The following is a 20,976-nucleotide window of genomic DNA, read 5'->3' as shown; positions in this document are numbered from 1 at the left end:
GCGACGCTCCGCCCACCGCGCCCTCGCAGCTCGTCACGGCGACCGGTGCGCTCGGCACGGCACCGCTGTCGGCGATCGCTCCGCGTCTGCGCGATGCGATCGGGATCGGTGTCTCACACGCCGCCCTCGTCGTGTTCACGGAGGACTGCACGGGGCGTCCGCAGAAGAAGGCCGGCGACGAGCGCATCACCGAGCGCGTGACGATCGTCGAGATGGATGCCGTCCGCCGTGCGCTCGCCGCCGGCGCGAGCATCGAACGGGCGACGATCGGGGACGTGGAGCGCCCCGTGTGGGCGCGGACGGCCGAGACCGGCGCCGTGCGCTCGTGCTGTGCGATCCGCGGCCCACGGGCCGGATCGCGGCGGGCGAGATCGATGCGTTCACGGCGTCGCTGTGGCATATCGCGGCAGCGCGCATCCGTGAGCTCGTCACCGATGCCGGGCCCGCCTACCTGCAGGATTCGCGCGCCGTGTCGAGCGAACGGATGCGCGTGACCGCGGAGCTCACGGAGCAGCACGCGACGGCCCTGGAGTCGATGCTCGCCGTGCTCCGCAGCCGTGCGCTCGACGACCGGCGGGCCCGCGCCTCGGCCGCCGAAATCGCGACCGCCGCGCTCGTGCGCGGACGGACCGCCGGCGACCTGTGGGTGTCGATCGAGGAGGAACCCGTGGTCGGTGCCTTCGCGCGGCTCCGGGCCGACCTCCGTCCGCTGACCCGCTACGGAAGACTCGACGTGCAGTTCGTCGAGCCACCCGTCGACGGCCGCGCGCTCCCGGGCGAGGTCGCCCATGCGGCGCGGGCGATCGTGCGGGGGCTCGTCCTCGCGATGAACGATCAGGCCGGCGTCGGGCGCGTGCGCGTGCAGTGGGACTGCGACGGCACCAACCTGCTCATCAACATGCGCGACGACGGGCCCGGCGACGTCGATGCCGACGCACCCGGTGTCCGGCAGGCGAGGTCGCGGGTCGACGCGCTCGGCGGCACGTTGACGCTGACGGGCGTCGAGGGATGGGGTGCGGAACTGGCCGTGCGGTTGCCGCTCGATGCGCCGCGGGCGGCCGCGGAACCGGAACTCGACCTCGCCCCGCGGGAGCACGAGGTGCTGCGTCTCATCGCCCGTGGGCTGCGCAATCGGCAGGTGGCGCTCGAACTCGGGATCAGCGAGAACACGGTGAAATTCCATGTGGCGGCGATCTACCGCAAGCTCGGGGTCTCCACGCGAGCGGCCGCCGCCGCGGTCGCGGTCGGCGCGGGTTACTCCTGACGGGGCCGCGGGCGGCGCCGCGGCGCTCGATGTGTCGGGCGGCCCCGGTGAACGTCGGTGTCGGCCCGTGCGCCGTGCGTTCACCCGCCCGGGCCGCTCGTCCCGCACCGTTCCCCCGGTGTCGCCGGGAGGGCGTACCGTCGAGTCGGGACGCGGACGACGCGGCGGAGCGCAGGAGGACGAGCATGCCGATGTCGGCACGGGACGACGCAGTAGCACCGGACGAGGCCGGTGCACACGAGGGGCCGTCGGTGCCGGGATCGCCCGCTGGGTCGGCGCGTCACGAGGGTGGAGTGCTGCCCCGCGGCACGGCGCGGCCGAGTGCTGCGGGCTCGTCCATCGGTGCGGGGCACCCACCCGGTGCCGGTACGAGTGGCTCAGACGGTGTCGGGCGCGCAGACGGTGCTGGACATCCGAGCGGCGTGGGGCATCCGAGTGGCGCGGGGAGTCCGAGCGGTGCCGGACGCCCGAGCGGTGCCGGACGCCCGAGCGGTGCCGGACGCCCGAGCGGTGCCGGACATCCGAGCGGCGCGGGGAATCCGAGTCGGGCGGGCCGCCCGCACGGCGCCGGGCATCCGCACGGAAAAGGACATCCGGGCGGCGCGGGGCACCCGCACGGGGCCGCCGCGTCCGCATCCGCGCCGGTTCCGGCCGCGGTCCGGCGGGCCACGCCGCGTCGCCGCATCGTCCTCCTGCTGCTCACGGCCTGGCTCGGCTCGGCCGCCACCGCGCTGCTCCTCGCGAGGCTCGGCACGGTCATCGATTCGGCGCGCGCGCCGAGCGCGGCCGAGATCGCCGCGCTCGTCGCCCTCGCGATCCTCGCCGCCGCCTGCACCGGAGTCGGGGCGTGGGCCGCCGCGCGGTCCGCGTCCGCGACGGAGCGCGCGCTGCGTTCGCTCGTCGTGAGCCGCGTGCTGGAGCTCGGGCCCGTCGGCACGAGCGATCGGACGGGCGAACTGCTCGCGCTCGCGACCGACTCGGTCGAGCGGGCGGGCACCTTCCGCGGCTCGTTCCTCGGCCCGATCGTCGGCGCGCTCACGACACCGTTCGTGGTGCTCGCGGTCATGGCGCTCGGCGTCGATGCCGTCACGGCCGCCTGGATCGCGGTGCTCGTCCTCCTCGTTCCCGTCGTCATCGGTCTGTTCCGCCGCGTCGTGCGTCCCGTCGGTATTGCGTACCGCCGCACACAGGGTCGCCTGACCGCCGCGTTCCTCGAAGCCATCCAGGCGCTCGACACGCTCGTCTACGCGCGCGCCGCCGGACGACAGGGTGCGGAGCTCGCACGCCGGGGCGAGGAGTACCGGCGCGGGCTCATGCGGGTGCTCGCGGGCAATCAGCTGCTGATCCTCGTCGTCGACGCCGCCTTCTCGCTCACGGTCGTCGTCGTCGCGGCGCTCGTCGCGAGCGTCCGGGTCGCCCACGGCGAGCTGACGCTCGGCGCGGGCGTCGCGATCGTGCTCATGACGACGCTCGTCATCGGCCCGGTCGACGTCGTGGGCCAGTTCTTCTACATCGGCATCGGCGGGCGTGCGGCGGAGCGCGCGATCGGCGCCCACCTCGGTGACGGTGGCGAACACGGGCCCGCGCACGGCGGACGCGAGGCCGCGGGCGGCGCACAGCAGGGCGCGGGACGCACGCCCGTGGGCGAGGGACGAGAGGCCGCAGCGGTGACGGCACGCGCGGCCGCCACCCCCGGCACCGGGCCGGCCCCCGACGGACGTGTTCCCGGCGCGGACCCCGCGCCGGACGGCGATGCGGGCGACAGCACCGGCGCCGGTCCGGACGAACGCGGCATCGACATCAAGCACCTCGTCGCGGGCTGGCCGGGCGGGCCGCCCGTCCTCGACGGGCTGTCGCTGCGGGTCGCGCCGGGGGAGCGCGTCGCGCTCGTCGGCCCCAGCGGCGTCGGCAAATCCACGACGAGCGCCGTCCTGCAGGGACATCTCCGCGCGCGCTCGGGGCGCGTGCTCGTCGACGGTCTCGACGCCACCACGGCGCGGCCCGCGGAGCTGCGCGAGCGCCTCGGCGTCGTCGAACAGCGGCCGTACCTCTTCGTCGGGTCCGTCGCCGAGAACCTCCGGCTCGCCGCTCCCGAGGCCGACGACGAGCGGCTGCTCGCCGCACTCGAACTCGCGGGACTGCGCGCCGAGGTCGAGGCGATGCCCGGCGGCCTCGACGCGCCGGTCGGGGAGCGCGGCTCGCTCCTCAGCGGCGGCCAGGCCCAGCGACTCGCGATCGCACGCGTCGCCCTGCGCGACGCACCCGTCCTCGTCCTCGACGAACCGACCTCGCAGGTCGACCTCGCGGCCGAGGGCGCGATCCTCGCCGCGCTCGATCGCCTCGCGGCGGGACGCGCGGTGCTCATGATCGCGCACCGACCCGGCGCGATCCTCACGGCGGACCGCGTCGTGGAACTCCGACCCCGGGAGGCCGCACGATGACCGGCGACGACGAGCGCTCCACGCGGCGTCCGACGCCCGACGGGACGAGCACTCCGGTGACGCCCGCTCCGACGACGGTGAGTCCCGGAACGGCGACGGTCGGATCGGCCGCTCCCGGGACGGCGAGCGACGGGACGGCGAGCGACGGGACGGCCATCGACGGGACCACAGTCGACGGGATGGCGAGCGACGCGACGGCGAGCGATGCGCCGGCGACCGCGGCGGGTTCCGCTCGGCAGACGTCCGCCACCGCCGCGACGGATGCCGCACGACAGCCGTCAGCGGGTCGTCTCAAGCTCACCCGCTGGCTCGTGGGCCATACGAAGAACTTGCTCGCACCGCTCGTGGGGTCCGTCGCCGCGCGCATCGTCAACCAGCTCCTCGGCGTCGCCCTGTTCGTCGTCGCGGCCGGCTCGATCGCGCGCGCGGCATCGACGGGCGCCGTGGCACTCCTGCCGCTCGCGGGCACGCTCGTCGGCCTTGCGCTCGTCAAGGCGCTCCTGCGCTACCTCGAGCACTACCTCGGGCACTGGGTCGCGTTCACGGCGCTGCAGCGCCTGCGCGAGCTCTTCTTCTCGCGCCTCGCGCCGCAGGCGCCCGCCGCGACAGCGGGTCGCGCGGGTGCCGAGCTCACCGAGCGCGCGACGCGCGACATCGACCGGATCGAGGTGTTCTTCGCGCACACCTTGCCGCCCGCCGTGAGCGCGGTCGTCGTGCCCGCGGTCGCGCTCTCGTGGCTCGCGGCCGTCACCGATGCGCGCCTCGCGCTCGCGATCGCCCCCTTCGTGGCCGTGATCGTCGTCCTGCTCCCGCTCCTCGCGGCGCGCTCGACCTGGCGCAGCGCCGAACGCGTCGGCCGGGCACGCGGCGCGATCGCGACCGAGGTCGGCGACGACGTGCAGGGCGTGCGGGAGATCCTCGCGTTCGGTGCCGAGCGGCAACGGTTGCGACGCCTCGACGCGGCCGACGCGGCCCTCACCCGCGCACGCTCGGGCGAGGGGTGCGTGCGCGGCGTGCGGGCCGGGCTCGTCGTCCTGCTGCAGACCGGCGCGCTCGTCGCGGTCGTGATCGTCGGCACCTCGATCGGTGCCGATGCCCCGACGATCGCGACCGCCCTCGCCGTCGGCGTCGGACTGTGGGCGCCGACGCGCGGGGTGGACGAGTTCCTCGCCGGCCTCGACGGGGCGTTCGCCGCGACCGCGCGCGTGCGTCGGGTCGTCGACGCCGAGGCCCCCGTCCGCGACCCCGTGGTGCCGCGCACCGCGGGCGCCGAGGCGAGCGCCACGCTCCGCGGCGTCACGGTGCGCTACCCGGGTGACGCGCGGCCCGCACTCGACGACGTCGACGCGACGTTCCCCGCAGGCAGCTGGACGGCCGTCGTCGGCGTGTCCGGATCCGGGAAGTCCACGCTCGGCGCGCTCCTTCCGCGCGGCCGCGACGCCGATACCGGCACGGTGACGCTCGGGGGCACCGACGTCCGGGACCTCGCGCTCGACGAGCTGCGCGGCCGTGTCGCGCTCGTCTCGCAGCGCCCGACGCTGCTACGGGGCACGCTCGCCGACAACCTCCGTCTCGCGGCACCCGACGCGAGCGACGAGGGGCTGCACGCGGCGCTGCGGATCGCCGCGCTCGACGAGTGGATCGATGCGCTCCCCGACGGTCTCGAGACCGCCACGGGCGAACGCGGCGCGGCCGTGTCCGGCGGGCAGTTGCAGCGGCTCGCCCTCGCGCGGGCGCTCGTCGCACACCCCACGGTCCTCGTGCTCGACGAGGCCCTCAGCCAGCTCGACGCGGAGACCGCGGCGAGCGTGCGGGCGAGGCTCCGCGAGCACCGGCCCGAGCTCACCGTCGTCGAGATCACGCACCGCGCCGACCTCGTGCCCGACGACGGCCGCGTCGTCGTGATCGACGCGGGCCGCGTCGTCGAGACGGGCACGGCGGGCGAACTGCGCGAACGGGCCGGCGCGTTCCGGCACCTGGAAGCACGCGCCGGCACCTGACCCGACACGCGGTGAGACGAACGTGCGCGCGTCGGCACGCTCCGCGATCATGGTGGTCATGTCGACGCGTGCTCCGAACCCGATGCGGCACGGGTGGCGACACGAGGTCGCCGAGGGGCTGCGGCGCTCGACCGCCGCGGGACTCGGCATGTTCCCGCTCGGCATCGCGTTCGGCCTGCTCGTCGTCCAGGCCGGTCTGCCCTGGTGGATCGCCCCCGCGCTCTCCGTGACCACCTACGCGGGCTCGCTCGAGCTCATGATCGTCGGCATGATGAGCGCGGGCACACCACTCGCGACCATCGCGCTCACGACGTTCCTCGTGAACTTCCGACACGTGTTCTACGCCTTCTCGTTCCCGCTGCGCGTCGTGCGGAGCCGGATCGCACGTGCCTATTCGGTGTACGCGCTCACGGACGAGTCCTTCGCCGTGACCGCCGCCTCGCCGCGCGACTGGACCGGTGTGCGTCTCATCACGGTGCAGCTCGCGTTCCAGCTCTACTGGCTCGGCGGCGGTCTCGTCGGGGTCGCAGCCGGTTCGCTGCTCCCGGAACGCATCGAGGGGCTCGAGTTCGCGCTGTGCGCGCTGTTCATCACCCTCACGCTCGATGCGTGCCGCACGCGGGCGCAGATCCCGTCGCTCGTGCTCGCGGGCCTCTCGTTCGCCGTCGCGACCCTCGTTGCACCGGACGCGGCCCTCCTCGTGGGGCTGCTCGGCTTCGTCGCCGCGCTCGTCGTGCGCTTCGTCGCCACGGGGCGCCGAACGGCTGCCGTGATGGTGCCCGGTGACGGTGCGGACGGCGACGGGGGCGCGACCCGCGGGGTGGCGAGCACCGAGAGGGAGGACCATGCTTGACCCGTGGTACGTGGCGGGCGTCCTCACGGTCGGTTTCGTCATCACGCTCGCCCTGCGCGCCGTGCCGTTCGCGATCCTGAAACCGCTGCGCGAATCGAGGTTCGTCACCACGATGGCGACGTGGATGCCCGTCGGCATCCTCGCGATTCTCGCCGCCGCGACGTTCACGGACACCGTCACGACGGGTACCGGTCATGCCGCCGCGGCCGTGCCGGCCGCCGCCGTCACGGTCGCCGTGCACCTGCTGTTCGGGAGGCGAACGCTCCTGAGCGTCGGGATCGGGACGATCGTCTTCGTGCTGCTCGTCAACCTCTCCTGACGCGGGCGACCGGCGCGCGGCGGGGCCCGGTGAACGACGCCGTAACCGTGCCGGAACAGGAGGGGTCATAGGCTGGAAGCGCGCCGTCGGGTGTTCCGGGGGGCGGGGAGGCCGACATGGGACAGCAGGTGGAGGACGGCGGTGCCGTCGCGCCGTTCACGGCGGAGGAGTACGCGGCGCGGCAGCAGCGGGTGCGCGAGGCCGCCCGGGAACGGGGCTTCGACGCTCTGCTCATCGCCGATCCCGCGAACCTCTACTACCTGACCGGCTACAACGCCTGGTCGTTCTACATGCCACAGGTCCTGCACCTCCCCGTCGAGGGACGACCCACCCTGCTCATGCGCGAGATGGACGCGAACGGCGCCCACCGCACCGCCGCCGGGATCCCGGCCGAGGACGTGCTCGGCTACCCCGAGACGCTCGTGCACCACACCGACGTCCACCCGGGCGACTGGATCGCGCAGCGACTGCGCGAACGCGGGCACGCGACGGCCGCGCGCGTCGGCTACGAGGGCGAGGCGCACTTCTTCTCGGTCCGCACGTTCCTCGCGATCGGCGTGGGCCTGCCCGAGTGGACGTTCGTCGAGAGCAACGACGTCGTCAACTGGGTGCGGCTCGTGAAGACGCCCGGCGAGATCGAGCTCATGCGCGCCGCCGGTCTCGTCGCGAGCGCCGCCATGCGCGCGGGCCTCGAGGCGATCGCCCCCGGGCGGGCCCAGAACGAGGTCGCCGCCGAGATCCTCGCCGCCCAGGCGCGCGGGGTGCCGGGCGCCGACGGCGACTACCCGGCGATCGTGCCCATGCTGCCGGTCGGCGAGGGGGCCGACACCCCGCACCTCACGTGGACGAACGCGCCCCTGCGCGCCGACGAGCCCGTGTCGATCGAGCTCGCGGGCGTGCACCGCCGCTACCACGCGCCGCTCGCACGCACCGCGATCATCGGCACGCCGTCGAGCGAGCTCGACCGCCTCGCGGGCGCGACCGTCGAGGGGCTCGACGCGGCTCTCGCCGCCGTCCGGCCCGGCGTCACGGCACACGACGTGACGGCCGCGTTCACGCGCGTCATCGAGGCCGCGGGATTCTCGAAGAACTCGCGACTCGGCTACTCGATCGGCATCGGCTACCCGCCCGACTGGGGCGAGCGCACGGTCAGCATCCGGGCCGACGACCCGACCGTGCTCGCCGAGCACATGACGTTCCACCTCATCGCGGGCATGTGGATGACCGGCTACGGCTTCGAGGTGTCCGAATCGGTACACGTCACGGCGGACGGCGTCGAGACGCTGACCGATGTGGCGCGCGAACTCATCACGATCGACGCCGGGCGGACGCTGTGACGCTCGGCGGCACGACCGACGGGCCGCTCGAGGCGAGCGTGCTCGACCGGATCGACGCCGAGGCGGTCGCCGTGCTCGCGGCCGACCTCATCCGCGCCGCGGGCGAGAACCCCGGCGGGACGGAGGAGGCCACGGCCACACAGCTCGCGTTCGCGCTGCGCGCGATCGGCGCCGAGGTGACGCTCGACGACGTCGCGCCGGGGCGCCCCAACCTCGTCGCCCGACTCGGCGGCGACGGGCGGACGGAGGGCGGCGTGCTCTTCCTCGGCCACAGCGACGTCGTCCCCGCGGGCGAGGGATGGACGAGCGATCCGTTCGAACCGCGACGCGACGGCGACGCGCTCGTCGGGCGCGGCTCGACCGACATGAAGGGCGGCCTCGCGGCCGTCGTCGCCGCGATGGCCGCCGTCCACGCCGAGGCCCCCGACATCGCCATGACCCTCGTCTGCACCGTCGACGAGGAGGCCGACGCGACCGGCGCACGCCGCTACTGCGAGACCGCGGAGCGCGAACGGTTCGCGGCGTGCATCGTCGCCGAGCCGACCGGGCTCGTCACGATCACCGGCTGCCGCGGCGCCGCGAACCTCCGCATCGACGTCGAGGGGGCGAGCGCGCACGCCGGCAAACCCGACGAGGGGGCGAGTGCGATCGTCGCCGCGAGCGAGGTCATCGCGGCCGTCGAGGCCGATCGCGCCCGGCTCGCGGGCGAGCCGCACGCCGTGCTCGGCGCGGCGACCTGGAACGTCGGCACCGTCGAGGGCGGGCACGGCACGTCGATCGTTCCCGATCGCTGCACGCTGTCCATCGATCGCCGCACCCTTCCGGGCGAGGACCCGCACGCCATCCTCGACGACCTCGTCGCCGAGACGAGGCGCCGGATCTCGTTCGCCAACCGGCCCGGCACCGACCGCATCACCGTGACCGGCACCGTCGAGATGATCATGCCCGGCTTCGTCACCGACCCCGACTCGCCACTCGTCCACGGCGTCCGCGATGCCGTCGCCGATGCGGGCGGTGCGGGCGACCAGGGCATCTGGACGGCCGCGTGCGAGGGCGGATTCCTCGCCGAGCACCACGGCGTGCCGACGGTCGTCCTCGGCGCGGGCGACATCACGACCCAGGCGCACCAGCCCGACGAACGGGTGTCGGTCACCGAGCTGCACACCGCGGCCCGCGCCTACGCGCTCATCGCGCTGCGCAGTGCACAGCGCGTGGAACGGCTGGAGGAGACCACGACGACCCTGTAGACCGCTTGCCCAGTGCCGATTCGAGATCCAGACGAACACGACGCAACCAGGAGCACTTCATGACCGAGAAGCCCGCGACGCCCCACGAGTTACCGCCCATCACGAGAGAGATCGACTTCACGCCGGCCGAGCGCAAGGACGCGCGGAAGTCGGTCGCCGGTGCCGCGATCGGCAATGCCATCGAGTGGTTCGACTACGGCATCTACGGCTACCTCGTCGTCTACATCGCGCAACTGTTCTTCACGTTCGGCGACGAGTCGGGCGCGCTGCCCACGATCCTCGCGCTCGCTGCCTTCGCGATCTCGTTCCTCGTGCGGCCGTTCGGCGGCATGATCCTCGGGCCGCTCGGTGACCGCATCGGGCGCCGCAAGGTGCTCGTGTTCACGATCGTCGTCATCAGCCTCTCGACGGCGCTCATCGGCGTGCTCCCGACGTCCGAACAGGTCGGCTACCTCGCGCCGATCCTGCTCGTGTTCCTGCGTATGGTGCAGGGTTTCTCGGCGGGCGGCGAGTACGCGGGCGCCGCGGTGTTCATGTCGGAGCACGCACCCGACAACAAGCGCGGCCAGTACGGCTCGTTCCTCGAGTTCGGGACGCTCGCCGGGTTCAGCGCCGCCGCGATCCTGTGCACCGCACTCACGCTCGTCGTCGGCGAGGACGGCATGCTCGCGGGGTGGTGGCGCGTGCCGTTCCTCGTGACGCTCGTGCTCGGTCTCGTCGCACTGTGGATGCGCCGTCACCTGACCGAGTCGGAGACGTTCACCGAGGACTCGGCGCAGACGACCACGAACGAGTTGGCGCTGAAGGCGCTCGGCACACTCATCGTCACGTACCCGTTCCAGGTGCTGAAGCTGTTCGGCTTCGTGATCCTGATCAACGTCGCCTTCTACCTCGTGCTCACGTACATGCCGACGTACCTCTCGTCGACGCTCGGGCACGGGGCCGCCGAGGCGAACTTCTCGCTCGTCATCATCCAGTTGCTCATGATGCTGGTCATCGTGCCGTTCGGCGTGTTGAGCGACCGGATCGGCCGGAAGCCGCAGCTCATCGTCGCGAGCATCGGGTTCATCGTGCTGTCGATTCCCGCGGTCATGCTCATCCAGATCGACTCGCTGTGGACGCAGGTGCTCGGTATCGGCATCCTCGGGCTGTTCCTCGTCATGATCATCTCGACGATCTCGGCCACGCTCCCCGCACTGTTCCCGACGGCCGTGCGCTACTCGGGCTTCGCGATCGGCTACAACATCTCGACCGCGCTGTTCGGCGGCACGGCCGGTTCGGTGAACGAGGCGCTCATCGACGCGACGGGCAACGTGCTCATCCCGGGCATCTACCTCACGGTCGCCGGTGTGATCGGGCTCGTCTCGGTGCTCACGTTCAAGGAGACGGCGGGCCGTTCGTTGCGCGGCAACGTGATCCCGGGCAGCGACGACCACCTGCGCATCGCGAACGGCGAGACGCTGATCGGCAAACCCAACAAGCCCTGACCCCACCTCTCCACCAACGTGGCAGAAACCCACCGCCGCACAGAAAGCCGGGTTGTTGCTACCGGGCCCGCGGCCCGGTAGCAACAACCCGGCTTTTTCGTGGGGTCACGTGCCGATCAGGGGGCCGAGCGTGCGCAGGGCGTCGAGCGCGAGCAGGACGCCGACGATGCCGACGATCCACGCCGTCGTGCTCGCCGCCGACTTCGAGAGCCACGCCTCCAGCCGGGCCAGCGGGGCCGCCACGAGCGGTGCCGCGACGATGCGCAACACCGTCAGGACGATCGCCGGCAGCACCATCACGAGGCAGTAGCCGAGCAGCAACGCCGTGCGCGCGTCCCAGGCCGGCTCGGCCGCCGTGATCATTCCGATGCCCGCGAGATACGGCAGCATCGTCGCCACCTCGAGCGCGGCCGCCGTGAGCGCGAGCCCCATGAGCGCCGCGACGGAGCCCCGCACGGCGCGGTTCGGGCGCCCCTGCCGCCCGGCCGTGCCGGCGCCCGCGGCGTCGGCGTGATCGGCGGCCGGACGCCCACGACCACCGCGGCCCGGGTGCGCGATCGCGCTCGGGTCCGGGTCCTGCCCCGCGCCCGGACCCACGTGCGTGCTCGTCCTCGTGGACGGTTCGGGTCCCGTGATCACGTGCGCGTCGGCTGGGCTCACCGCGTGCGCCGTGGCCGTCGTGGCCTCCCGCTCGGCGCCGACCTCGCCGCCCATCGCCCGCGCCCGCCATCGCGCCGCACGCGCCGGTCCCTCCCGCTTCGCTCGCGGGGAGTCGAGTGCGAAACTCAGCGCGAACAGGCCGACGCCGAGCACGAGCTGTACGCCGTACGCGACCGGGGTCTCGAGCGCGTCGCGCAGCGCGTCGAACGCGACCGAGGCGCCGAGCATGAGCACCACCCCGACCGCCGCGTAGAAGACGACGATCGTGCCCAGATAGAGCAGCATGCGGCCGAGCCGCACGCGGCCGGGCACGAGGAGCAGCCAGAGCGGGATGAGCAGCGTCCCGAAGCTCAGGGAGTCGAGGAGCGCGAGGAGCGCGAGCGCGCCGAACAGCGGCGTCCCGTCGAGCGCGGCGGGGTCGATGGCGAGAGCGAACATGCCTTCAGCGTCGCGTGCGGCGGACGTCGGCGCGTCCGGCGAACGCGGCAGGCCGCCTGTACACCGTTCGATGTACGCCGCAGGCCGCCCGAGCGACGCGAATCCTCGGGCGCCGTGCCGATACTGGACCATGCGCCCGTCCCCCCGACCGACCCGCACCGACGTCGCGCTCGCCGTCGCGCTCGTCGTCGTCGGCGCCGTCTCGATCCTGAGCGGCGACCCACCACGATGGCAGTTCCCGCTCGAAGACCCGGCACCGCTCGTCCCGGCGTGGGTGCCGGTGCTGCTCGTCGTCGCATCGCTCGCGGCCGTCCTGCTCAAACGACGGTGGATGTACGCGGCACTCGTGATCGCATCCGTGACGGCCCTCCTCAACACCATGGTCGGCGTGATGCTCGTGAGCTGGATCGCGCTGTGCGACGTGCTCTACCTCGTCGGCGAACGTTCGAGCCGCCGCGGACGCGTCGTCGGAACCGTCGTCTGCTGCGTCGTGATCATGGGGTTCGGCATCTTCACGCTCGCCGTGACGGGCGATCTCGAGAACGCGATCGGCGGCATGCTCGCACTCTTCGCGGCGCTCGTCGTGCCGTTCTGGTGGGGCGTCTCGGTGCAGCAGGAGCGGGCGATCGCGAACCTCGCCGACGAGCGGGCGACGCTCAGCACGGCGCTCGCGGAGCGGGCCGTGCGCGATTCGGCCGCCGAGCGTGCCGAGGCCGTCGCGCGGGAGCGTGCGGCAGTCGCCCGGGATCTGCACGACGTCGTCTCCGCCAGGCTCTCCGCCATCGCGCTCCACTCGGCCGCGGCGCTCGCCGAAGCACCGGACACCGAACGCGACCGGCGCGCGCTCGAGGACGTGCGGGCGGCGAGCGTCGCGTCGATCAGTGAGATGCGCGAACTCATCGAGGTCCTGCGCTCAGGGGAAGATCGTCTCGACGCGACGAACGGAATGCGCGAGGGCCGCGACGGACCGCTGTTGGATCCGGGCGAGCTCGCGGCGTGGGCGGTCGGCGCGGGGCTCACGGTGGATCTTCGGGTCGACGAGTCCGCGCTCGGCTCCCTGCCCGCCCCATTCGCCCGCGAACTCGCGCCCGTCGCCCGCGAAGCGCTCGTGAACGCCCTCAAGTACGGGACCGATCGCGTGCGCATCGCATTCGACGGTTCATCGGACGCGGTGCGGTTGTGCATCGAGAACCCGATCGACGCCGACGCGGCACGGTTGCCGACCGGTGGTGCGGGGCTCGCGTCGATGCGTGAACGGGTGTCGGCGATCGGCGGTTCGATCGCGTCGGGGCCGGTGCCCGTCGACGACGACGAGACGGACGCCTCGTCGGGGACCACGGGCGACGGCCCCGGGGCCGCGTCGCCCGAAGCCGCGGTGGTGCGGACGTGGCGCGTCGACGTGCGTGTCCCGATCCGAGCGGCGGCGGAACGATGATCCGCGTCCTGCTCGCGGACGACCACGCGACGGTTCGCAGCGGCGTCCGTCTCCTGCTCGAGCGGGCCGGGGACATCGAGGTCGTCGGCGAGGCGGCTGACGGTGCCGCCGCGATCGGCGACGCGCGCGCACTGCGTCCCGATGTCGTGCTCATGGATGCGCGGATGCCGGGCATCGACGGCATCGAGGCGACCGCGGCGATCACGGCCAGGCGGCTCGCGGCCGTGCTCGTCCTCACGACCTACGACCTCGACGAGGTCGTCTTCGGCGTGCTCCGCGCGGGCGCGGCCGGCATCCTGCTCAAGACCGTCGAACCGGACGTGCTCATCGACGCGGTCCGGCGCGTGGCTGCGGGCGACGGCGTCATGGCCCCGGAGGTGACGCGGCGGGTGCTCGAGCACTTCGTCGTGGCGCCGGGTGGGCGATCCGGCGGCATCGTCGACCCCGCCGAGGCCGAGGCCCGGGCGGATGCCGATCGGGCGCCGTCGTTCCGGCTCGACGACAGCTCGGTCGCGGGCCTCACACCGCGGGAGCGGGAGGTGCTCGGGGTGCTCGGTCGGGGACTGTCGAACGCCGGGATCGCGCGGACGCTCGGCGTCACTGAGGCGACCGCGAAGACGCACGTCTCACGGATCCTCACGAAGCTCGGTCTCGTATCGCGCATGCAGGCCGCGATCGCCGCGAGGGAGCTCGGACTCGACCGGTAGGACGTGCGGTGACGAACAGGCCCACGCTCGCCGAGGCCGAGGCCGAGGCCGAGGCCGCGGCTGAGGCCGAGGCCGAAGCTGGTGCTGGTGCCGGTCCCTATCCCGGTGCTGGTGCCGACGCCGGGTGGACGCGTCAGGCGAGCAGGGCGACGAGGGGGTCCCAGCCGTTCACGAGGACGTGCAGGGCGACGATCGCGGTGACGTTCCGATACCGCCACCACAACACACCGGCGAGTGCACCGAATGATCCCTGGACGACGACGACCTGCGCAGCATCGAGCAGCGGCGTGCCGGAGCCGTGTGACCCGAGGTGCGTGAGCGCGAACGCGAGCGACGCGAGTGCGATGCCGCCCGGCGCACCCAGCATCGCCTCGAGGCGCGTCTGGAGCAGACGACGGTAGAAGAGCTCCTCCCCGAAGCCGGTGGTCACGGCCGTCGCGCTCGCCGCGACGACGAGCGTGAGCCGGTCGACACCGCCGAGGTCGTACGTGGGAGTCCATGGTGCGATCTTCGCGAGCGCGAGCACGAGCACGAGCCAGACGAGGACGAGGAACAGGGGCTGGAGCCACCGGTCCCATCCGCCGCGTCGCTCGATGCGCACGGCGTTGCGGATGCTCACGACGAGGAGGAGCGGAACGACGATGAAGAGCACGAACTTCCACAGCATGTAGGCCTCGCCCGAGAGACGGCCGACGATCGTGAGCACCGGGAAGAGGACGGCGAGCACGACGAGGGCGGCCGTGGTCACGAGGAGTCGTCCGCGACGTCCGACACCAGCAGGACGTGCGGGGGATCGCGGCGGAAGCCAGCACGTCATGGCGATCGCGACCGCGGCCGGGAGCAGCACGACCCAGTACGGGACGGCCGGCGCCCCGGGGTCGCTCGAGACGGGTCGGCCACCGGGCGTGGTGACGAGGACGGTCACGAGGGCCGCGAGCCACAGTCCGAGCACGATGACGGCGACGGCGAGTCCGGCGCGCGGAGCGAGCACGGTCACCGTCGCGCCGTCGCGGGCACGGGCCGGGCCCGGCGGCGCGGCGTCCCCCGCTCGGCTCGACGGCGAGCCGTTCGCACCGCGCGACGTCGCGGGATCCTCGTGTGCACGTGGCATGAGTGCAGTGTGCGGGCGCACGCCGATGTGCGCGTCACCCGAAGGATGCACGACCGAGCACCGAGACCTGCGCCAGAAAAAGCCGGGTTGTTGCTACCGGGCCGCGGGCCCGGTAGCAACAACCCGGCTTTCTCCGCGGGCTCGTGCGGAGCCGGTTTCGGAATCGGGCCGGCGTCGGTGTCGCGTGCAGGTGTTTCCGGGTACCGCCGGGTGTCTCCGACCGCGATCGGGGGTGCGGCGGGGCAGGATCGAGGCATGCTCGATCTCAGCCTGCCCATCGTCGCGGGAATGGCCGTCTACCCCGGTGATCCGGACGTGACGTCCGGTCCCGCGCTCGACCTCGTCGCCGACGGCGTCGCCGTCACGGCCCTGGCCCTCGGGAGCCACACCGGCACGCACCTCGATGCCCCGGCCCACGTCGTCCCCGGCGGACGCACGTCGGGGCGGATCGCGCTGGACGAGCTCCTCGGCGACGCGATCGTCGTGCACCTCCCGCGCTCGAGCCTCCCGTCCGGCGATCGGTACGGTCTCGCTGAACTCGACCGTGCGATCACGGGCGGCCTGCCCGAGCGACTTCCCCCGATCGTGTTGATCGACACCGGCCGACACGATCGCTCGTCCGTCGATCGCTCACCCGACGATCGCTCGTCCGTCGAACGCTCAGCGGATGATCGCTCGTCCGACGATCGCGGCCCGGAGCACCGCGGACTCGGCCCGGCGGCCGCGACGGAACTCCTGCGGCGCGGGATGCACGTCCTCGCGCTCGATGCCGAGAGCCCCGACACGGCGGGGTCGCTCGCCGTCCACGAGATCGTGCTCGGCGCCGACGGACTCATCGTGGAGAACCTCACGAACGTCGCGGGGCTCCCGGAGCGAGTACGGGTCGGATTCTTCCCGCTACCGATCGACGCGGACGGGGCGCCGGTCAGGGCGGTGGCGTTCGTCTGAACGGGGCACGGCAACGTGACCGCGCCGCGATCCGTGCTTCGCGGCCGGCGGCTCCTGAGGCCCGGCGGCCCGGAGCCAGTCGGCACCGGAGCCGCGTGGCGCTCGCCCCCGGCCACGCGGCACATGAGCGAAGCGGCCCCTCGGTCACCGCGGACCGGCGTCGTCGGCCGGGTGTCGTCGGGTCGACCGACGGACCGGCGTCGGCTCAGCCGTCGAAGGGTGCCGCCCAACGCAGACCGCGGATCTCGATCCGGTGATCCACATCGCCGTCCCACGTCGCGTCGAGCCCCGCCCGCGTGAACGCGTCGAGCGCGAGCGCGCCGATGGCCGCCGCCTCGGCGTCGTCGTCCGCGACCGAGCCGAAGCCCACGGTCAGGTGGTCGTCGGTGATGAGCCGTTCGAGGTCCTGCCGGTGGCTGAACACGAAGCCGCGCACCTCCTCGCCCGCGTCCTGCAACTCCGTCGCGAGCTGGAACGCGTCGCCGACCGCGTCGCTCAGCGTGGTGCCGGAGAACGAGGCGAGCACGTCGCGCTCCGTGAGTGCGCGAAGCGCGGCGAAGAACGCGTCCCGCTGCGGCGAGGTCTCCGTGACGAGCCGATTGTGCTCGGCCACGACGTCGGCGAGCAGGGTGCGCACCTCCCGGACCGTCGGGACCTTGTCGTCCGGGTAGAACTCGTGGAACTCGCCGTCCTCGAGCAACTCCTCGAGGTCGTCGAGGATGTCGTCGGTGTCGTCCAGACCGAGCGCCACATCGAGCATGAGCCGTCCCGAGAGGGTCCCGTCGCCGGGCGGGAACGCACTGTCGACGACCGGGTGGCGTAGCGTCATGCGGTCAGTCTCGGTGCGGGCGATGAACCGCAGCTGAACCCGGGGAACCCCTCGGCGTCCGTGTGCTGAACCGCCGGTACCGTCGGTGCCGGTCGAGCCGTCCGCGACCGTCAGATCGAGGGCGCCTCCGGGGCATCACGACCGGCGGCGGTCGCTTCGTCGCGCCGTTCCGCGCGCGCCGCCCGATGGCGACGGACGGCGGCGGCGAGGCGGACGAGCAGCGGGTCGCGACGCACGCGACGGGCCCGGACGACGTGTCGGTGACCGTCTCGCTGCGGATCCGTGACGACGGTCCAGCCGAACTCGCGGACGATGTCGAGCAGATCGAGCCGTGCCTCCTCGCTGTCGAAGCGGGAGTAGTCGATCCGGACCGACCCATCCGGGAGCGGCACGTGGTCCTCGAGGACGAGCTCGGCGCGCACCTGCCCCTCGAGCGTCACGAGCCGTTTCGGCCCGAACCTCGCCTCGCGCGGGACCTCGTTCCCGAACTCGTCGAACGCGAGCGCGCTCACCGGGCCGGGGCGGGCCATCCGTCGCACGTGCGTGCGGACGGTGAGCCGACGCGCCGCCTCGTCGAGCCCGACGAGGAACGTGAACCGCTCCTCGCCCGTCGGCGCCTCACCGCGCGGCGTGACGCCGAAGTGACCGATGTCGTGGACGGCCGCGAGGTGCTGTCCGTCGGGCACCACTCGGTAGCCCAGCGCACGGAACATCGTCGCGAGCGCGGCGCGCAGTTCGGCGGTCCGCCCGGCCCGTCCCGCCGCATCGTCCGCGTGGCCGGTCGTGCGCTCGAGCGTGTCGGACGAGGTGGGGGCAGCGGCGTCGGGCATCGAGATCGGCGGGCGCGGTGCCGTCGAGGCCGCCTCGACACCGTGCGGTCGGCCGTCCCCGAGGACCGGTGCGGGTCGTTCGTCGTATGAGACGCTGCGCATGGTGGCCGAGAGTACCCCGACGTCCCGTGCGACGCGATGGGTGGAGCATCCCACTCGGGGCGCCCCGGCCGGCCCGGATGCGAAGGGGCCGGTCAGATCCAGGTGATGGGGCCCTCGTCCGATCCGCTCGACCGTGCGACGGCGTGGGCCGCCTCGGCGATGTCGGAGCTGCGTTCCGCGGGAAAGACGACGAGCGGGACGTCGCTCGAGTCGACCGCGACGACCGCGAGGCCGATCCCCAACGGTTCGAGCCCCGCACGGAAGGCCGCGGCGAGCGCCCCGGCGGAGTCCTGCGCGTCGGGCACGGGAACCTCGATGCCCGCGTCCTGCACGGGACCCGTCTCCTGCAGATCGGCTGCGACCTCGTCGGGGGTGCACTTGCTGTCGATCGGGATCGCGCGGCCGGCGTCGATGAGCCGCATGGTGAGCACGAGTTCGGCGGACACCTCGTCGGCCTCGTGGATCCAGGCGGCCGCGAGTTCCTCGGCATGGGCCGAGAAGTAACCCGCGGGGTCGTCGGCGGCGAGCGCCACGGCGTCCGCACCGGCCTCGTCGAGCCCGAGTGCCCGCGAGAGCCGGGCCCAGTGCCGGGTCGGTTCGCTCGTCATATCGACTAGCTTCGTGGAGCGGATGCCGCGGGTCAACGCGGAGAGGTCCCCACTCCGCTCCTCGGGCCGCCCGATCGGCCCGTGTGCGCGCCTCGACCGGCCGGCCGGCGGCGGGGACGGCCGGTGCTGCGGGCCTCTCGGGACCGGCCGGACGTACGAACGGGCCACACGCCGGCGGGCATCGGCGTCGCGTCGAACCTCACTCGATCGCCGACGAAACCGCCCGGTGCGCCGAGATCGACGCGTGCGTGCGCGCGCCCGGTCGACGTCGCGTCTCGGTGTCGTCCACGCGGAACCCGTTCTCCTCGACGACGCGGACGAGCGCATCGACGGGCCAGCGGTACGCGGGCGTCACGGCGTGCGCGAACGGTTCGAGCACGTCGCCGGTGAAGAAACCGACGAGCAGCGATGCGCCGGGGCGCATGACGCGGCGGAGTTCCGCGAGCGCGGACGGCATCCGGGCGGGCTCGCGGTGGATGAGCGAGTACCAGGCGAGCACGCCGTCGAAACACGCGTCCTCGAACGGGAGTCGCTCGAGGTCGCCGACCTCGAACCGGCAACGCGGGAAGCGCGCGCGTGCGCCCGACACGAACGCCGGGACGAGATCGACGCCGCGGGCGTCGAGGCCACGGTCGGCGAGGAACGCGGTCCAGTGCCCGGGACCACAACCGGCATCGAGCACCGCGCCCGTGCGCTCGTCCGCCCACGCTGCGATGCGCGACACGTCCGGGGCCTCCATGTCCTCGATCGAGCCGAGCAGGTCCGTGTACTCGTCCGCTCGCCCGGTGTACGCCGCTCGGATGTCGTCCTCGATCACCGGGGTACCGTACCCGCATCCGTGGTGCGTGTGCGCGGGCTGCGTCGCTCGGAGCATCGCCTGGCACGCTCGAACTCGCGGTTCCGGAGACCCATCGACCGACCGCCTCGCCGGGCTCGCGTGCGGGAGCATCGCCGCCGCGGCGCAGGATCCGTTCGACCACGCGAAGGACGACGATGATGTATCACACGAAACGCCCCATCACCTCGATCGCAGGAGCGACGGCGCTCCTGTTCGCCGCCGCCGGTCTCGCGGGCTGCGCCGGAACGGGGACGCCAGGCCCCACCGAGAGCGCGCCCGCGACGACGCAGGCGGCGCCCGCGAGCGATGCGACGACGCAGCCCGCGGAGCCGGACTGCACCGAGCTCGACGCGGAGACGGCACTCCGGGAGTCGATCGACGAGGTCCCGAAGCCCAGCAACCTGAGCGATCTGGAGTGGGACATGGAATCGGTCGACCTGACCTCGTACAACGCGTGCTCGGCACTGTCGTGGCTCGTCGTCGGGCCGGTCGGTGCGACGGGGTCGTCACCGCACCAGATCATGCTGTTCCACGACGGCGAGTACATCGGGACGGCGACGAAGATCGCCTACGGCTTCACGCCCGAGGTGACGCGCGTCGAGGACAACGAGATCTCGGTCACCTACACCTACCTCGAGCCGGGCGACGCCAACGCGGACCCGAGCGTCCGCGCGACGGCCACGTTCACGTTGGACGAGAAGAGCGGATCGGTGGACATGAGCGGCGACGTGCCGCTCGATGAGCAGGACTGACCGGCGAGCAGGCGTGACCCGCGGCAGGCGTGAGCCCGAGGCGGGCGTGGCCCACGGGTGGGCGTCATCGCTCCGTCCGGGCGACGCGCGGGCGGGACCGGCCCAGGGGCCGGCCCGACCCGGGCCCGGTGCGCACCTCGAAGCCGGGGTGGGACCTGTCGCTATGACTGACCCGATCCGGCCCCGCCTGGTCCCGCCTCGCCTCGCCCGGCCTCGCCTCGCCCGGCCTCGCCTCGCCCGGCCTCGCCTCGCCCGGCCTCGCCTCGCCCGGCCTCGCCCCGCCCGGCCTCGCCCCGCCTCGCCCTGGCCCGGCTCACGCCCGCGGTCCGGGTCCCGTCGCGCCACCGGCGTCGGGCGGACGGAACGTCGGCCGTGCGCGGAGCAGCTCGACGACAGGCAGATCGGGTGCCGCCCACGCACGGGGCAGGAGGGCGCCACGCGTCACCCACTCGAGTCGATCGTGGTCCGTGCTCGCCCGTGGCGCGGCACCGGTGAGCGTCGCGAGATAGCAGGCCAGGTCGATGGTGCGCTCGCCGAGCGCCGTGTCGGAACGATCGAGGAGCTCGGCCACCTCGATGTCGACGCCGAGTTCCTCCCGGATCTCCCGCACGAGTGCCTCGCGCGGTGACTCGCCCGGCTCGACCTTGCCGCCCGGGAACTCCCACGCGCCGCCGTCGCGCACGTGCGCGGCGCGACGACACGCGAGCACGCGATCCCCGTCGACGATCACGGCTGCCACGACCCGGACGGACTCGCTCATGTTCCCATCG

Annotated in this window: 19 protein-coding genes; 12 read left to right on the top strand and 7 right to left on the bottom strand. The window is 73.3% G+C overall.

Going from position 1 to position 20,976, the window contains the following annotated elements; translation table 11 throughout:
* Window positions 1-289: 289 nt before the first annotated feature.
* The 8 genes from HNR16_RS18900 to HNR16_RS13905 all read left to right on the top strand — a co-directional run bounded on the left by HNR16_RS18900 (window position 290) and on the right by HNR16_RS13905 (window position 10,948).
* Window positions 290-1,264: a helix-turn-helix transcriptional regulator gene (locus tag HNR16_RS18900; RefSeq protein ID WP_225737983.1), complete on the top strand. Its 975-nt coding sequence runs from the start codon at window positions 290-292 to the stop codon at window positions 1,262-1,264.
* A 422-nt stretch (window positions 1,265-1,686) separates the two neighbouring features.
* Window positions 1,687-3,705, top strand: coding sequence for an ATP-binding cassette domain-containing protein (locus HNR16_RS13935; protein ID WP_179558266.1), 2,019 nt, complete (start codon window positions 1,687-1,689; stop codon window positions 3,703-3,705).
* Window positions 3,702-5,705 (top strand): amino acid ABC transporter ATP-binding/permease protein, encoded by a 2,004-nt coding sequence (locus HNR16_RS13930; RefSeq protein ID WP_158041967.1) that lies wholly within the window; start codon window positions 3,702-3,704, stop codon window positions 5,703-5,705. Before HNR16_RS13935 ends, HNR16_RS13930 begins: the two co-directional genes overlap by 4 nt.
* Window positions 5,706-5,763: 58 nt before the next feature.
* Entirely contained in the window at window positions 5,764-6,558 is a 795-nt protein-coding gene (locus tag HNR16_RS13925; protein WP_179558265.1) for an AzlC family ABC transporter permease, read from the top strand.
* Window positions 6,551-6,877 (top strand): AzlD domain-containing protein, encoded by a 327-nt coding sequence (locus HNR16_RS13920; protein WP_158041966.1) that lies wholly within the window; start codon window positions 6,551-6,553, stop codon window positions 6,875-6,877. The genes HNR16_RS13925 and HNR16_RS13920 overlap by 8 nt, the downstream gene beginning before the upstream one ends.
* 116 nt (window positions 6,878-6,993) lie before the next feature.
* Entirely contained in the window at window positions 6,994-8,214 is a 1,221-nt protein-coding gene (locus HNR16_RS13915) for a M24 family metallopeptidase (protein ID WP_158041965.1), read from the top strand.
* On the top strand, window positions 8,211-9,461 hold the full coding sequence (locus tag HNR16_RS13910; RefSeq protein ID WP_158041964.1) for a M20 family metallopeptidase: 1,251 nt from the start codon (window positions 8,211-8,213) through the stop codon (window positions 9,459-9,461). The genes HNR16_RS13915 and HNR16_RS13910 overlap by 4 nt, the downstream gene beginning before the upstream one ends.
* A gap of 59 nt (window positions 9,462-9,520) precedes the next feature.
* On the top strand, window positions 9,521-10,948 hold the full coding sequence (locus tag HNR16_RS13905; protein ID WP_158041963.1) for an MFS transporter: 1,428 nt from the start codon (window positions 9,521-9,523) through the stop codon (window positions 10,946-10,948).
* 105 nt (window positions 10,949-11,053) lie between these two features.
* On the opposite strand, the gene HNR16_RS13900 is transcribed toward HNR16_RS13905, so the two are convergent.
* Window positions 11,054-12,046, bottom strand: a complete 993-nt coding sequence (locus HNR16_RS13900) for a GAP family protein (RefSeq protein ID WP_179558264.1) — start codon at window positions 12,044-12,046, stop codon at window positions 11,054-11,056.
* A gap of 130 nt (window positions 12,047-12,176) precedes the next feature.
* On the opposite strand from HNR16_RS13900, the gene HNR16_RS13895 reads away from it, so the two are divergent.
* Both HNR16_RS13895 and HNR16_RS13890 read left to right on the top strand, forming a co-directional pair.
* Complete coding sequence (locus HNR16_RS13895) at window positions 12,177-13,481, top strand: sensor histidine kinase (RefSeq protein WP_179558263.1); 1,305 nt, start codon at window positions 12,177-12,179, stop codon at window positions 13,479-13,481.
* On the top strand, window positions 13,478-14,188 hold the full coding sequence (locus tag HNR16_RS13890) for a response regulator (protein ID WP_158041961.1): 711 nt from the start codon (window positions 13,478-13,480) through the stop codon (window positions 14,186-14,188). The genes HNR16_RS13895 and HNR16_RS13890 overlap by 4 nt, the downstream gene beginning before the upstream one ends.
* A 133-nt stretch (window positions 14,189-14,321) precedes the next feature.
* Here the strand turns inward: HNR16_RS13890 and HNR16_RS13885 are convergent, their stop codons facing one another.
* Window positions 14,322-15,299, bottom strand: a complete 978-nt coding sequence (locus tag HNR16_RS13885; RefSeq protein WP_158041960.1) for a CPBP family intramembrane glutamic endopeptidase — start codon at window positions 15,297-15,299, stop codon at window positions 14,322-14,324.
* A gap of 255 nt (window positions 15,300-15,554) precedes the next feature.
* On the opposite strand from HNR16_RS13885, the gene HNR16_RS13880 reads away from it, so the two are divergent.
* Window positions 15,555-16,247: a cyclase family protein gene (locus tag HNR16_RS13880; protein WP_158041959.1), complete on the top strand. Its 693-nt coding sequence runs from the start codon at window positions 15,555-15,557 to the stop codon at window positions 16,245-16,247.
* Window positions 16,248-16,452: 205 nt separating this feature from the next.
* Here the strand turns inward: HNR16_RS13880 and HNR16_RS13875 are convergent, their stop codons facing one another.
* The 4 genes from HNR16_RS13875 to HNR16_RS13860 all read right to left on the bottom strand — a co-directional run bounded on the left by HNR16_RS13875 (window position 16,453) and on the right by HNR16_RS13860 (window position 19,433).
* Window positions 16,453-17,076, bottom strand: a complete 624-nt coding sequence (locus HNR16_RS13875; RefSeq protein WP_158041958.1) for a DUF6891 domain-containing protein — start codon at window positions 17,074-17,076, stop codon at window positions 16,453-16,455.
* Between the two features lie 110 nt (window positions 17,077-17,186).
* A complete protein-coding gene (locus HNR16_RS13870; RefSeq protein WP_158041957.1) occupies window positions 17,187-18,008 on the bottom strand; it encodes a hypothetical protein in 822 nt (273 codons plus the stop codon).
* Between the two features lie 92 nt (window positions 18,009-18,100).
* Window positions 18,101-18,616: a DUF6630 family protein gene (locus HNR16_RS13865; RefSeq protein WP_158041956.1), complete on the bottom strand. Its 516-nt coding sequence runs from the start codon at window positions 18,614-18,616 to the stop codon at window positions 18,101-18,103.
* 199 nt (window positions 18,617-18,815) lie between these two features.
* Window positions 18,816-19,433: a class I SAM-dependent methyltransferase gene (locus HNR16_RS13860; RefSeq protein ID WP_225737982.1), complete on the bottom strand. Its 618-nt coding sequence runs from the start codon at window positions 19,431-19,433 to the stop codon at window positions 18,816-18,818.
* Window positions 19,434-19,609: 176 nt separating this feature from the next.
* Between HNR16_RS13860 and HNR16_RS13855 the strand changes: the two genes are divergently transcribed.
* The gene (locus tag HNR16_RS13855; protein ID WP_158041954.1) at window positions 19,610-20,206 is read left to right on the top strand and encodes an LppP/LprE family lipoprotein; all 597 of its coding nucleotides are present in this window, start codon (window positions 19,610-19,612) and stop codon (window positions 20,204-20,206) included.
* A 313-nt stretch (window positions 20,207-20,519) separates the two neighbouring features.
* Here HNR16_RS13855 and HNR16_RS18665 read toward each other — a convergent pair whose 3' ends face one another.
* Window positions 20,520-20,966, bottom strand: coding sequence for a (deoxy)nucleoside triphosphate pyrophosphohydrolase (locus HNR16_RS18665; protein WP_158041953.1), 447 nt, complete (start codon window positions 20,964-20,966; stop codon window positions 20,520-20,522).
* Window positions 20,967-20,976: the final 10 nt, after the last annotated feature.

The organism is Pseudoclavibacter chungangensis (assembly GCF_013410545.1).
In the GTDB taxonomy this organism is placed as follows: Bacteria; Actinomycetota; Actinomycetes; order Actinomycetales; family Microbacteriaceae; genus Pseudoclavibacter; species Pseudoclavibacter chungangensis.
This window is presented reverse-complemented; position numbering and strand designations above follow the sequence as displayed.